Genomic DNA, 13,999 nt, shown 5'->3' on the forward strand with positions numbered 1-13,999 from the left:
GTCGCCGAAGATGCCGAGCGGGCGTGCGCCTTTGATTTCCACGATGTCGCCGGGGGTCATGCTGAAGTCGGCGAAGAAGGGCGGATGCTGGATGTAGGTGGATTTGCCGTCCCACTCGAAGACCTCGCCGATGCTGCCCTGAATCTCGTTCCACTTCGGATTCTGCGAAGCGAAGTCGGTGTAGAGCTTGCGGAAGACATCGGGCGAGAGGGCGGACTCCATGGCATCGCGCACTTCTTTGAGCGTGGGCCAGATGTCCTTCAAATAGACGCCGCTGCCGGCGACGAGCTCGTCTTTGCTCAAGTCGATATCGACGGTGCCGGCGATGGCGTAGGCGACGACAAGCGGGGGCGACATGAGGAAGTTCGCCTTGATGCTCTGATGCACGCGGGCCTCGAAGTTGCGGTTCCCGGAGAGCACGGAGGCGGCGACGACGTCCTGGCCTTTGACGACATCTTCAATGCCGGCGTCGAGCGGGCCGGAGTTGCCGATGCAGGTGGTGCAGCCGTAGCCGACGGTCTGGAAACCGAGCTTATCGAGTTCGACCTGAAGGCCGGTCTTGGTGAGGTAATCGGTCACGACGCGTGACCCTGGCCCGAGGCTGGTTTTCACGGCGGGCTTCACGGTGAGGCCCTTCGCGTTCGCTTTCTTCGCAAGCAGACCGGCGGCGAGCATGACGCTCGGATTGGACGTGTTCGTGCAGCTGGTGATGGCGGCGATGAGCACGGAGCCATCAGTGATGGTGTCTTTGACGTCGGCTTTGCTGTTCACGACGACTTCGGCAGGCTTGAAGGACTCCGCCTTGCCGAAGCCACCGGCCTTCACGTCCGCGCCGAGGAGGTCACGGAACTTGCTCTTCAAAGCGGGCACCTCGATGCGATCCTGCGGACGCTTCGGACCGGACACGCAGGGCACGACGCCGCTGAGGTCGATCTCCATCTCGGTGGTGAATTCGATGCTGCCCTTCTCCGTGGGGATGCCCCACATGCCCTGCGCCTTGTAATAAGCCTCAACGGTTTTGCACAGCTCCTCGCTGCGGCCGGTGCCACGCAGGTAGGCGACGGTTTCTTCGTCCACGCCGAAGAAGCCCATCGTCGCGCCATACTCAGGAGCCATGTTCGCGATGGTCGCACGATCGGTGACCGGCAGGCTGACCGCGCCGGGGCCGTAGAATTCGACGAATTTGCCGACGACGCCGAGCTTGCGGAGTTTTTGAGTCACTTCGAGCACGAGGTCGGTCGCGGTGACGCCTTCTTTAAGAGCACCCGTGAGATAAACGCCCACGACTTCCGGCACGAGGAAGGTCACGGGCTGGCCGAGCATGCCTGCTTCGGCTTCAATGCCGCCCACGCCCCAACCGACGACGCCGAGGCCGTTGATCATCGTCGTGTGCGAGTCCGTGCCGACGAGCGAATCCGGGTAATACACGCCGTCTTTCTCCAGCACACCCTTCGCGAGGTATTCGAGGTTCACCTGATGCACGATGCCGATGCCAGGAGGCACGACTTTGAAGGTATCAAAGGCCTGCTCGCCCCATTTTAGGAACTGATAGCGCTCCTTGTTGCGCTCAAACTCCAGCGCGAGGTTTTGATTCAATGCATTCTGAGTTCCGGCGAAATCGACCTGCACGCTGTGATCGACGACGAGGTCCACAGGCACCAGCGGCTCAACCATCTTCGGGTTCTTGCCGAGTTCCTTCACTTTGGAGCGCATGGCGGCCAGATCGACGAGCAGCGGCACGCCCGTGAAGTCTTGCAGCACGATGCGGGCGACGGTGAAGGGGATTTCATACTCGCCGGGCGCTTTCGCATTCCAGTTGGCGAGATTCTTCACATCGGCGTCGGTGACCTTCTTGCCGTCCAGATTGCGCAACAGCGACTCCAGCACGATGCGGATTGAAACCGGCAGCTTCGAGACTTTGCCGATGCCCGCGGCCTCAAGAGCCGGGAGGGAGTAAAACTTGCCGGCGGAGCCGTTGCCAGTGGTGAAGGTCTGAGGGGTGTTCATTGTCGAGTGTCGCGGGGAATCCCGCAGGGATAGCGAATAGAGCACGAATGACACCAGATTTTTTGTGCTCGCGGCCTTCCTGCGCGATTTTCCGTCTCAAACCAGCCTCCGGTCGAGCCATGATGTGATTGACGGCTTTTTGCGTGCTGGCGGCCGTGACGGCAGCCGGATGCCCCTCAAGAACTGCCGGTTTGGAGCGTGCAGGCGCTGCAGGCGTCGCACAGATCACAGCTCACGCCGTGGGGATTGTCCACGCACTTCGGGCAATGGACACAAAGCATGCAAAAGCGACGCTGCTTGGAGGTGCAGGCGGCGGGTTGGCAGCTTGAGCGCGAGGCGTCCTTCCTGGCATAAGTGCAGGCGCGGGAGGAAAGTGTCTGGATAACCGTGGGAACGTCCGTTTTCATGACTTTTGCGTGGGTTAACCCAACCCATGGCCCAGAACTTAAAAACGCGCTATTGGTCGGAAGACCAATACGACCAACTTTTTTTCAGCCGCGTTGCGCGGACGCTTCTCCTGCTCAACTTCGGCCGATGTCCGCCGAATCTGTGACGAACGAACAGCCAGCCTACTTGAAATGGAGCGGAGGTTCTCTGCCTTTGAGGGGGCCGTGTGTCATCGGACGCCGTTCCGACAACGACATTTCCATCAACAACGTGCAGGTTTCCCGCCGCCACGCGCTGCTGATGAACCACAATAGCGTATGGTGGCTCAACGACTTAGGCAGCCGCAACGGGATCTACCTCAACGGTTTGCGTATCACGAGCGCCCGCCGCCTGCGAGATGGCGATGAAATCCGCATCGCCAACGATCGCATCACGTTCAACAACGGTCAGCAGGGGCCGCTTCTCCGCAGCACCATCGTCGGCAGGACCACGCAGCTTGCGCAGCCGGATGAAAACGACGATTCGCACGCCCCGGTGGTCTGCGAGTTGCTCATCTCCTCCCTGCAAGGCGAGATTCTGGAGGGTGAAAAGGCCGCACAGTGGTTTTTTGGCAAAAAGCTGGAGCGCAGCCCCGGAGCGGAGCGTTTCTGCCTCCCGCCGCTGGTGCGTGAGTGGCTGACCCGGATGATGGAGACTTCAGCCGCGTTTGCCCCGCTGGAAATCCAGGAGGGCGAGAAAAAACTCGTGGTTTCCCTGGCGCGCTGCAAAGACGAGCGCTGCTTCCTGCTACTGCGGGAGGATTCAGCGCAAATCTCCATCGAACGCCTCCAAAGCCTCGGCCTCACCGAACGCGAGGCCGAGGTCATGCACTGGGTCTGCGAGGGCAAGCAAAACACCGAGATCGCCGGCATCCTCGATGTGACGCTGCACACCGTGAAACGCCATATGGAGCACATCCTCCACAAGTTCGACGTGGACAACCGGCAGAAGGCCATCAAGGCCGTCGCAGACCGGCTGAGGACGTGATCAGCGTCTTGTCAGTCATTCCGGCCGCCACGTCGCCTGCCGCAGCACGGCGAGTTTTGGCTCTTTCATCGTCTCGTACCACACGGTGAGCAGCGTGCCGTCGGGAAGCTCCACCGTGCTCGGGTAGCCGAGATCGCCCCCGATGCCGTCGCCAGAGAGAATCATCGCCGCGCCCCAGGTTTTGCCGTTGTCGGTGCTGATGCGGGCTTGATTGCCAAACGGCTTGCGGCGGTGGCCGTAGGTCATGACGAGACGGCCGTCGCGCAGACGCAGCAGATGCGAGGGCAGGCCCCAAACTCCGATGGAATGCGGTTCGCTCCAGGTTTTGCCGCCATCCTTGGACTCGGATTGCAGCGTCTCGCCTTTGCTCGCTTCGTTGTGATTGCGAATCTGCGCGATGAGCGTGCCGTCGGCGGCTTCGATCGCATGCAGCTCGTGGTAGCCACGCACCGCGCTGTCTCCTGGCCGGGTGGGAATTTCAGCCAGCCATTGCCAAGTCAGGCCGTCGTCTTTCGACTCCGCCACGCCGATCTTCTTGTCACCCGTCCATAATTGTTTCCCGGCGTAGAGCAGACGGCCGTCCTTGAGTTGGATCGGCCCGTGAGGGCTGTTCACGACTGTCGGAATCGGTTTTGACCACGTTTCACCGCCATCGGTGGAGCGCAGCACCCATTCGCCGAGCTGCGCCTGGCGTTCAGCATCGCTGAGCTTCTCATGCGCGGCTTTCCAGCGTGCGTAACGCTCCGCAGGCATCGCCTTGGACACCCACCCTTTGTCTGTGTGCTCGGCCATTGTCGTGGCCTTTTTCAACGAATCCTCATAGGCCAGCGACGTGAAGGTGGTGACCAGCAGCGTGCCTTTCGCCGTCTCCAGCACGCCGGAGTCACGATCATCGATCGGCCCGTCGTAAATCACGCGTGGCGCGGACCATGTGCCGCCGTGGTCGGTCGATTTCATCGCCACGACTTTTCCAAACGGACACACATGCGCCTCGCGTCCGCCGGAGCACGTCACCCACAGCTCCCCGTTGGCACGCTGGGCCACCGTGGACCAACCGTGGTAGAACTCCGGCTGCGTGGAGATGACCTTCGTCTCGATGATTTTCACCGCAGGCGGGGCCGCCCGTGTGATGAAAGGGGCCGCAAGAACTGCGGTGACGATGAACTGACGACGGTTGGTGATCATGCGCTGTGAAATACGAACTCCCAACCTTGGTTTTGGCAGGTCATTTCCGTCGCACAAACTTCTGTACCCGAGCACCGGTGCCTTCCGCCACATAAACCGCGCCGTCAGGACCGACGGCGATGTCATGGCCGAGCTGGAACTGACCAGGACCGCTGCCAAAGGAGCCGAAGGTATCAATCACCTTCCCCTGTGAATCGAGTTCGACGGCCTTGCCGCGCAACTCGTGCTTCAGCGAGGGCGAACCGCCATCAATGACAAAGACGTGGCCGCTGGGTCCCATTCCGACGCCATAAGGCTTGCCGATCTGCGGGCCTTTCCAAGCCTCCAGGAATCCGCCCTTCGCATCGAAGAGCTGAAGCCGCTCGTTTTCACGGTCGCAGACGATCACGCGACCCTGCCCATCGACCGCGATGCCGTGCGGCAGGTTGAACTCGCCATTCCCCTTCCCTTTCGAGCCCCATTCGAACTCAAACTGGCCCTCGGCGCTGAATTTCATCACCCGCGTGTTCTTGTAACCGTCGCTCACATAAAACGAGCTGTCGCGCAGCACCGCGACATCGGTGGGCAGGTTGAAATGCGCGTGATCCTTGCCCGGCACACCCACTTCGCCAAGCGTGAGCAGCAGTTTGCCCTCTGGCGTGAATTTGAAGACCTGATGCAGCCCCACATCGGTCAGCCAGAGATTTCCCTCATGATCCACCGTCAGCCCGTGCGGCATGATGAAGAGGTTCTGCCCCCAAGTGGCGAGCAGCCTGCCGCTAGCACCATCAATCACGCTCACCGTCGGCAGTGAGATCGCTTCCTGCGGAAACGGGTTCGACCACTTCCGCCCGCTGCGATGAAACACAAACACCCGGTTCTGCGCATCGACACCGACTCCGGCGCACAGGCCCAGCACATGACCTTCCGGCAGCTTCGGCCAGCCGAGGACAACGATGTGCTGTGGTTCCGCAAAAGCGGCAGTGACCAGTGAGACGATGAAAATCGCGATGCGCATGAAACGGCTCTTTTCAACTTTCACGCCTGATCTGTGAAGATCACCCCTTCCGCTTCAACTGCGGGAAGAGGATCACATCACGAATGCTCTCCGCTCCGGTGAGCATCATAATGAGGCGGTCGATGCCGATGCCGATACCGCCGGCGGGCGGCATGCCGTGCTCGAGGGCTAGGATGAACTCTTCGTCGATTTTTTGCGTCTCTTCGCCGGCCTGGTGCTCCAGGCGCTCGCGCTGGACGATGGGGTCGTTCAGCTCGGAATAACCGGGGCTGATCTCCTGGCCGTTGATGACGAGTTCATAGACATCGACGATGGAATCATCGTCCGCGTTCTGCTTCGCCAGCGGCACCAGTTCCTTCGGGCAATGGGTGACGTAGAGCGGATCGAACTGCTTCGCCTCGATCAGGCGCTCAAAGACGTGCTGCGTGACCTCGTAGTCCTCGAAGTTCGCGCCGATCTCGACTCCCAGCTCCGCCGCACGGGCTTTGCGCTCTTCGGGTGTGTAGTCATACCACTTCGGGTCGATGCTCTTGAGCAGATCCGTGTAGCGGGCGCGCTTCCACGGGCGCTCCAGATTGATATAAGCTTCTTCACTCAGCTCATTGAGAACTTCCAAGGCGCGCTTGAAAAAGCCCCGCTGTGTAGCGTCAAGTTTAGAATCGATAGTTACCAGCAAGTCCTCGACTTCTTTTTGAAGAGTTCTCGCGGTGTGACGCGCCGTGTCGTGATCAAGGCTGAAGGACAGTTTGGCTGCGGAGTTTGCAATCTTCTGTAGATCATCAGAAACCGAATCAGGAAATATTACTGTTTGCTGAGTATATATCTGTTGAAAAACCATCAGCGCTGACCGGACTTCTAAAATTCTGGGACGTGAAATTTTAAGGCCGCCGCAGAAGTTTTCGGCGAGGTGGCAGATCATACCTTCGACGAGGTCTGCCATCTTCTCGAAGTCGGCGTAGGCCCAGTAGGCCTCAAGCATGGTGAACTCCGGATTGTGACGTCGGCTGAGGCCTTCATTGCGGAAATTCCGGTTCAATTCAAAGATCTGTGTGAAGCCGGCCACGAGCAGTCGCTTCAAATACAACTCTGGCGCGATGCGCAGGAACATCGGCTGGTTCAGCGCGTGGAAGAAGGTCTCAAAGGGCTTCGCGGCAGCTCCGCCGGGAACATCCTGCATCATCGGCGTCTCGACTTCCATGAAGCCGTGCTCCTGCATGTAGTTGCGGATCGCCGCGACCATCTTGCTGCGCGTCACGAAGATCTCGCGGCTGCGGTCATTGGAAATGAGATCGAGGTAGCGCTGGCGGTATTTGATCTCCTTGTCCGCAATGCCATGCCACTTGTCCGGCAGCGGGCGCAGCGCCTTCGACAGCGGCGTGAGTTTCTTGATGTGAATCGACCGCTCCCCGCGCTTGGTGATGAAAGTGAAACCCTCCACGCCGACGAAATCGCCAATGTCCACGAGCTGGTTGAACTGCACATACGCCTCATCGCCCACATCGCCCTTGCTCAGGTAGCACTGCATGCGTCCGCTGATGTCGCCCAGGTCAAAGAACGTCGCCTTGCCCATCTCACGGCGTGACAGAATACGGCCCGCCACGCTCACGGTGAGGTTTTCCTCAAAGTTCGCCTTCAGCGCACCCGGCTGATGCGTCGTGTCAAACCGGCTGCCAAACGGGTCCACCCCCGCCTTCACCAGTCCGTCGAGCTTTTCGCGGCGAAATTGCAGGAGTTCGGATTCGGAATGTTCGGGGGCGGGCGTCGGTTGCATGGTCGTGCGGATAAGTGGGCCGTGTCTTTAGCCGCTTCCACAGCCTTTGCCACCGCAAACCTTGCCGCAAGCTTCGGCGGCGTGTTGGGATTTGCCAGGTGCGGTCGCGGATGCCAGTATCGGCCCGCATGAGGCTGCTCCACACCCTTTTCCTCTCCACTTGGTTTTTCACCAGCCTTTCACAGGGCCAACAGAAGGAATGGCCCGAGGTGGAAAAGTTCGCCGCAGGCATCAAGGACGTGATCTGGGATCTTCAGGGCACAAATTCCCTCAAGCACCTGCGTTTCGATGGCGAGAGCTTCCACGCCGTCACACAGGCGGGCCAGTCGAGAAGCCAGTATAAGGAGCATGCCTTTGTGGATGTGGGCGTGTTTCAGATCGTGTTCAGCGAATCACGATCCGCTTGGTATTTTGTCAGTGATGATCTCAAGCTCGTCACGCCGGTGAATGTGAGCGGCGAGATCGAGTTCAAGGCGGAGACCGGCACGGTGGTCAAACCGGTGACGAACTTCCCGCAAGACATCCAGAATGTCGTTTGGGTCGGCGGACCTGAGAAAACGCCGATTAAGCTGCGCTGGAACGGCACGGAGTTCGAAGTTGGTGTGAAGACTCAGGCCTGGGAGGTGCAGAAGGTGCGGCCCGTCATCGCCAACCGGCGTGTGTTCGAGTTCGTGCATGAAGGCGACCCGATCTGGATCGCCTTTTCCGCCGATGGCACGGAAGCTTGGTGGCTGAACATCACAGACGTCTTCGGCGGCCATGCGCGTTCCAATCCCGGCACGGCCACGTTAGATGCCAAAACGACCGGCCTGCCACCCACGCAGAACGACGTGGCCAATCACGCCGAAGACCTGCTCAAGGCCGGCGACCGCATGCGCGCAGCCACCCTGCTGCGCGAACTGGAACGCAAGAACGCCACGAAGCCCGAGGCGCTCAAGCATTTGCAGGGGCGTTTCAAGGCATTGAAGTGACTTCGGCTTCGGCCTCTTACTTGGCGTCGTAAAACGGAAAGAGCTGCTTGATCTCCGCAGCGCTGGGACGGCGGCCATATTCGCAGATCTCGAAGGTTTCAGCGTATTTGACAGCCTTGCCCTTCTCCTCGCCGTAGAGCTTGATCAGCAGGTCGCGATACTTGTCCGCCTCGCTGCCCTGACGTGCGCCCCAGCGGCGCTTCAGCCAAGCACGGCGTGCCACCTCATCGCTGGCTGGGGGCACTTGTTTCTCGACATACTCCGCGCTGCCGCTGGCTCCGCCTTCGTAGGCCTGGGATGTCAGCTCGTGCAATCCATCGAGCTTCTGCTCAAAGGTGTCGTCCACACTCACGGCGATGTCCGGCGTGAAGGGATAGGGCTTTTGGAAACCGTCGCTCGAATACAGGAACACCGGATTCTTCGTCAAAGGCGGCACATCCGGGCAGATGAACGGCACCGTGACCATGAACGCCGCGTCCTGGATCAGCACGCCGACATAACGATGGTCAGGATGATAATCCCAAGGCCGGTGCGCGATCACGATGTCCGCCTTCCACTCACGGATCACTCGCGTGATGAGCTTGCGGTACTCCAGCGACGGGACCAGCTCACCATCGTGAATATCGAGCACTTGGGAGGTCACCCCGAGTTTTTGGGCGCAAGCGGCGGCTTCGCTCGTGCGGCGCAACGCCAGCGGTCCACCCGCCTCCTTCCAGTGGCCCACATCCCCGTTCGTGACCGACACCAGCTTCACATGATGCCCCAGCCGCGCCCATTTCACGGCCGTGCCGGCTGTTTTGTATTCCGCATCATCAGGATGCGCACCGAAAACGATGATGCGAAGTTTACCGTCATCTTTCGCCTGCGCGTGGAGAGAGAAACTGGCGAGAGCTAGGAAGAGGATGGATAAGAGTCGTGAAATCATGGCGGCAGGATTACGCCGCCACGACTTCCGCTCTCTCGGTTTAACCTTCCTCCGCCTTCGGCTCCGGCAGGAAGAAACCGACAATCAGGGCGATCACAGCCATCGAAGTGGCGATGTAACCGGCGGCCATGGCGACATGCATCGGCCGCACGTTCTGAATGCCACCCGCGAGCAACGGCGCGAGCCAGCTCGTATTCACGACGGCCATGCAGGTGCCGATCATGCGTCCGCCGACGTTTGTGGCAAAGCTGCCGCCAGTGCCGCGTAGATGGAGCGGGAAGATTTTCGGCAGGTACTCACCGAAGTAGCTGAACTGCGCCACGGTGACGAGGCCGCAGAGGAAATAGCCCCACAGGAATGCCTCGCCGCCTTTCTCAAACAGCATGAAATAGGTCACGGGCAGGATGATGAGCGCGGGCACCTGGAAGACCTTCAGCAAGGCCACGCGGCTGATGCCCACGATGAGCAGCACAGCCAGCAGCACGCGGCCGAGCAGTCCGCCCATCTCCTGACGGAACTGCACTTTGCCGCTCATCTCATCGACCACTTTCTTGTGTGGTGCCTGCGCGACGGCGTTCTCTTTGATCTTGCCTCGCAGTTCGCCCTGCTTGGGCTTGTCGTCAGCTTTGATGGCGTCGTTCAGTGCGAGGTTGAGCGACTTCGCCTCGGCAATCATCGGGGCCATGATCTTCGCCTGCGGCGCGAGTTCCGGCAGACCGGGTGTCACGCGTGCCACGGTGACTTGCAGCGCACCGAAGGCGATGCCGTAGGCGCAGGCGGAGAGAATAGTCGTCACGAGCGTGACCTTACGCAGCTCAGGCGAGAAAAGTCCGCTGAAGCTCGGCCGCTTGAGCGCGCCAGAGGCTTTTTTCTCCTTCCACACCTGGCTTTCCGGCACAAACGGCAGCAGCAGAGCGATGGGGATCGCGGGCAAGATGCCCGTCATGAGCAGGTAGCGCCAGGAACCGACGGTGCCATCGAGCCCGATTGGCAGCGAGAAGGAAGGAAGTCCGCCAGCCTTAAGTTTACCGTTGATCCAGATGCTCATCACCGTCACGGCCACCCCACCCACGGAGGCAAAAGCTTGCGTGATGCCGAGCCATTTCTCCTTCTGCTTCTTGTCCTGGAACACCTCCGCCAGCCACGTCACCGCAGCGATGAACTCCACGCAAACGCCGATGAACGTGGCACTGCGGAAGAACACAAACCAGCCCAGCGTGGTCGAATAAGCGGCACAGAACGGCGCGGCCGAATACAGGAAGATACTCGCCGCCATGATGGTCTTGCGGCCGAATTTGTCGATCAGCCAGCCGCCCAGCAGGCCGAACACACCGCCGCACACCGCAGCGATGGTCAGCAGGTTGCCCACCCAACTGGTGACGATCGGGTTACTCGGCGGCAGCTTCAGCAACTCTGCGATGGCCGGAGCCGCCACCAGCGGCGTCATGAGCAGCTCGTACGTGTCAAACAGGAAACCGATGCTGGCGATGACGATGATTAGCCAGTGCTTGGTGGTGAGCGTGGGTGCGGGAGAGGACATGGTGCGCGATGCTGTCAGGAGTTGGGACGCAAGTCAACGGCCGCGAAGGGCGGAATCCATCACGAGATAGAGGGCGTGCCTTCGTGACATCCGACACCTGTCGGACTTTTCTCTCGACAAATCCGACACTTGTCGGCAAACTCGCGAAATATGGCAAAAAAATCACTCCCACCGCTCTCCGCCGCCGAGCAGGCGATGATGGACATCCTCTGGAAAAAGCATCCAGCCTGCGTGCTGGAACTGCTCGAAGCCGTGAACCAGGGCCGCAGCGAGCCCGTCACGCGCAACACACTGCAAACCCAGCTCACCCGCCTCGAAGCCAAGGGCTGGATCGTGCGTGATGACTCCAGTCGCAGCCACGCCTACGAACCGGCCGTGCCTGAGCAGCGCGGCCGCACCAGCGTGCTTGCGGAGCTGAAACAGCGCTTCTTCGGCGGCAGCAATCTCGCCCTCGTCCGCTGCCTCGTCGAAAGCGGCGACATCACCGAGGAAGAACTCGCCGAGCTGCGCAAACTCGTCCGCACGAAGAAAGGAGGCGAGCCATGAGCGCTGAAACCATTACTCTGCTCAATTTCATCGTTCACAGCCTCGTCATCGGCGTGGCAGCGTGGCTGCTCGTGCGATTCGTCATCCGCGATGCCCTGCGCCGCTGCATCCTGGCGAATCTGGCTGTGCTGATGTGCCTCTACAGTCCCTTCGACATCTCGATGCGCGATCTTTTCCCGCCGCAACAGCCCGTGCCCGTCTGGACACCATTGCGCGAGACGTTTGAGGCCGACTGGCGTGTCACCGTCGCGCCTGTGATCACACCTGTCGCGATGCCTGCGGCTCCAGCACCGACTTGGGATGTGAATGACGTGATGAGGAGTCTTCGCTGGCTGGCGTGGCTCGTCACAGCGGCACTGTTGCTTCGTTTGTTGATCCAAAGCATCCGCGTGCAGCGCTGGGCGTGGCGTTTGCGTTATCTCACGCAGGCTGAAATCGATTCGCTGCCCAAAGATGTGCCATTCGAGCGCATGAGTGTCTTTGAGGGCGACGGTACGCCTTGCGTCGCGGGCTGGTTTTTTCCCGTGATCGCTGTTCCAAGCACCGCATTTGAAAAACTCACACCTCAGCAGTGGCGCTGGCTCATCCGGCATGAATCCGAGCACCTGCGCTGTCACGACACGGTGGGCGTTTTGCTGCAAAACATCGTTCGCGCCTTCCTGTGGTGGAATCCCTTCATCCACGCCCTCATCGAGGAATATGCGCGTGCTCGCGAGGAAGCCTGCGATGCCGCCGCCGTCGGCGAAAATCGCGATCAGAGCGACTACGCCGACTTCCTGCTCGCCTGGGCTGCCAAGGCCGCGCCGCAGCCGAGTTGCGTGATGCCCATCGCCCATTCTCGACCGGCAAGACGGCTCAAAGCACGCCTCGTGGCGCTCATGGAAGCCCGTGGCGTGCGGAAGAAGCTCGGCGCGTTGTTCGTGCTCGGTTGCGCGGCCTTCGCCGTGCTCGCGCCCTTCTTTGCGGCCTCGTTCGGCATTGTCACAGTGGCTGCGCAGGAGGCAGCAAAAGCTGACCCCAAGGACAAGACGATGTTCGTGCGGACCTACCGAGTCGCACCGGATTTTCTCAGCCGCAGTCAGGAACTTCGAGACCCTTTTGCCATCCAGGATCAGAAAGCCCCTGTTGTCAGTAAGCAGTCCACTGAGCGAATAACAGCGCGGCAGGTGCTCGAAACGCACGGCATCACCTTCCCGCCGGATGCATCTGCCGTTTTCAATCCGTCCACCTCCCAGCTCATTGTGCGGAACACACTGGCGAACATCGCGTTGGCTGATTCAGTCATTGATGACCTCTCCATTCAATTCCCCCAGGTGTATCTCACCTGCCAGATGATCTCGGCGGATCGCCACTATGGCGTCCACGGCAGTGTTTTGTCAGGTGACGAAGCGAAGGCACTCATCCAAAGTGTTTCTCAGAAAAAAGACATCCATCTTCTCGCGGCCCCTAGAGTGACGACTAAATTCGGTCAGCGGGCAGGAATTGAGATCGTGCGCGAGGTGCTGCCGAAAGTGCTTCCAGACGGCAGTCTTTCCGGTGACATGAAGCTTCTCGGTCCCCGAGTATTTATCGACATGAGTCGGCCTGAGAGAGGCAAAACGACGTTGGCTGCGGAAGTTGAGTTTGGAATCAACCCCACTTCTGAAGACCCATGGTCTCTCAAAAACGCGGCGCAGGCCGATTGGGATAAGGTGATGTTGCACAAGATCGCAGGGCAGGCTGCGCTCGCCAGCGGCGAGACACTGCTGCTGCAGCTGGGAACTTCGAAAAAGCCACTCACGGTGCTCCTCACCGCTCAGGCTCTCGATCCGAGCGGTAAAGAAATATCGAGTTTTGATGGCGTTCGCCCTGGTGCCAGTGCACGCAGCCAGATAGTCGCGGCAGCGGCGGCGGACAAACAAGCGAGCGAGTGGGCCGTGCGCGTTTACAAGGTTCCCGCTGGCTTCGCGCAGGACAAGCCACCTCTCGAAGTGCTCAAGGCAGCTGGAATTACCTTCCCGAAGGCAGCAGACGCGATGCTCAAGGACGGAAAACTCACCGTGCGGAACACCAAGGCCAATCTCGAACTCATCGAGGCATGGATTGATGCCCTGAACAAGGTCGAGGTCAAAAAGAGCGTGCACCTCTCCGTACTAGCCGCTGAGATGAAGGGTGACTTTTTGAAGCTACTGAATGACTGGCTACCGCCACTACCCGGAGCGGCCAAAAACACCGAAGCACCGACTGTGATCACCGAGCCGCCACCTCCCGCAGTTTTGCGACAGTTCATCCTGAGTGGCATCTTCACCCAGCCTCAATTCGAAAAAGTGGTGAAGAGCCTCGCCGACTCAGGTGCCAAGCTGGAATCGCTGAAGCCCAATCCGAATCCAAAGATGTATGTCCTCCCCGCTGCCGTGGGAGGTCAGGAGATGAAAATCGAGCCCATAATAGGCCCCGATGGTAACACCATCGAGCTGATCATTCGCACGCCCTCGCAGGATCAAAACCCAGCCAGAGGCATTTCCACCTCCGTCACCATCTGGGATGGCCAGACGGTCGTTTTGGGCTCCCAGGCTTCCGAAGGCGTTTCGAGGTTCCTCTTCATCACGAGTAACCTCATCGCCCCGCTGGCTAAAAAGTGAAATCAGGTTTTGCCGCCCGGAAT

Annotated in this window: 10 protein-coding genes; 4 read left to right on the plus strand and 6 right to left on the minus strand. The window is 59.9% G+C overall.

Annotation, left to right across the window (positions count from 1 at the left end; genetic code table 11):
* Positions 1–2,007: aconitate hydratase AcnA (gene acnA / locus ACILSI_RS21555; protein ID WP_395723987.1), on the minus strand; the 2,007-nt coding region annotated here is incomplete at its 3' end.
* A gap of 534 nt (positions 2,008–2,541) precedes the next feature.
* Between acnA and ACILSI_RS21560 the strand changes: the two genes are divergently transcribed.
* Positions 2,542–3,420, plus strand: coding sequence for an FHA domain-containing protein (locus tag ACILSI_RS21560; RefSeq protein WP_395723988.1), 879 nt, complete (start codon positions 2,542–2,544; stop codon positions 3,418–3,420).
* A 15-nt stretch (positions 3,421–3,435) separates the two neighbouring features.
* Here the strand turns inward: ACILSI_RS21560 and ACILSI_RS21565 are convergent, their stop codons facing one another.
* From ACILSI_RS21565 to ACILSI_RS21575, 3 genes are read right to left on the minus strand one after another with little or no spacing between them, the layout of a single operon-like run.
* Positions 3,436–4,605, minus strand: a complete 1,170-nt coding sequence (locus ACILSI_RS21565; RefSeq protein ID WP_395723989.1) for a sialidase family protein — start codon at positions 4,603–4,605, stop codon at positions 3,436–3,438.
* A 40-nt stretch (positions 4,606–4,645) separates the two neighbouring features.
* Complete coding sequence (locus ACILSI_RS21570) at positions 4,646–5,602, minus strand: peptidyl-alpha-hydroxyglycine alpha-amidating lyase family protein (protein ID WP_395723990.1); 957 nt, start codon at positions 5,600–5,602, stop codon at positions 4,646–4,648.
* 40 nt (positions 5,603–5,642) lie between these two features.
* Positions 5,643–7,373: a lysine--tRNA ligase gene (locus tag ACILSI_RS21575; RefSeq protein ID WP_395723991.1), complete on the minus strand. Its 1,731-nt coding sequence runs from the start codon at positions 7,371–7,373 to the stop codon at positions 5,643–5,645.
* 128 nt (positions 7,374–7,501) lie between these two features.
* On the opposite strand from ACILSI_RS21575, the gene ACILSI_RS21580 reads away from it, so the two are divergent.
* Complete coding sequence (locus ACILSI_RS21580; protein ID WP_395723992.1) at positions 7,502–8,344, plus strand: hypothetical protein; 843 nt, start codon at positions 7,502–7,504, stop codon at positions 8,342–8,344.
* A gap of 16 nt (positions 8,345–8,360) precedes the next feature.
* On the opposite strand, the gene ACILSI_RS21585 is transcribed toward ACILSI_RS21580, so the two are convergent.
* Both ACILSI_RS21585 and ACILSI_RS21590 read right to left on the minus strand, forming a co-directional pair.
* Positions 8,361–9,269, minus strand: coding sequence for a PIG-L deacetylase family protein (locus ACILSI_RS21585; protein ID WP_395723993.1), 909 nt, complete (start codon positions 9,267–9,269; stop codon positions 8,361–8,363).
* 40 nt (positions 9,270–9,309) lie between these two features.
* Positions 9,310–10,809 (minus strand): MFS transporter, encoded by a 1,500-nt coding sequence (locus ACILSI_RS21590; protein WP_395723994.1) that lies wholly within the window; start codon positions 10,807–10,809, stop codon positions 9,310–9,312.
* A gap of 150 nt (positions 10,810–10,959) precedes the next feature.
* Between ACILSI_RS21590 and ACILSI_RS21595 the strand changes: the two genes are divergently transcribed.
* Positions 10,960–11,355 (plus strand): BlaI/MecI/CopY family transcriptional regulator, encoded by a 396-nt coding sequence (locus ACILSI_RS21595; RefSeq protein ID WP_395723995.1) that lies wholly within the window; start codon positions 10,960–10,962, stop codon positions 11,353–11,355.
* Positions 11,352–13,976, plus strand: a complete 2,625-nt coding sequence (locus ACILSI_RS21600; RefSeq protein ID WP_395723996.1) for a M56 family metallopeptidase — start codon at positions 11,352–11,354, stop codon at positions 13,974–13,976. The genes ACILSI_RS21595 and ACILSI_RS21600 overlap by 4 nt, the downstream gene beginning before the upstream one ends.
* Positions 13,977–13,999 lie beyond the last annotated feature (23 nt).

The sequence above is a fragment of the Prosthecobacter sp. genome (assembly GCF_044232965.1).
Classification (GTDB): Bacteria; Verrucomicrobiota; Verrucomicrobiia; order Verrucomicrobiales; family Verrucomicrobiaceae; genus Prosthecobacter.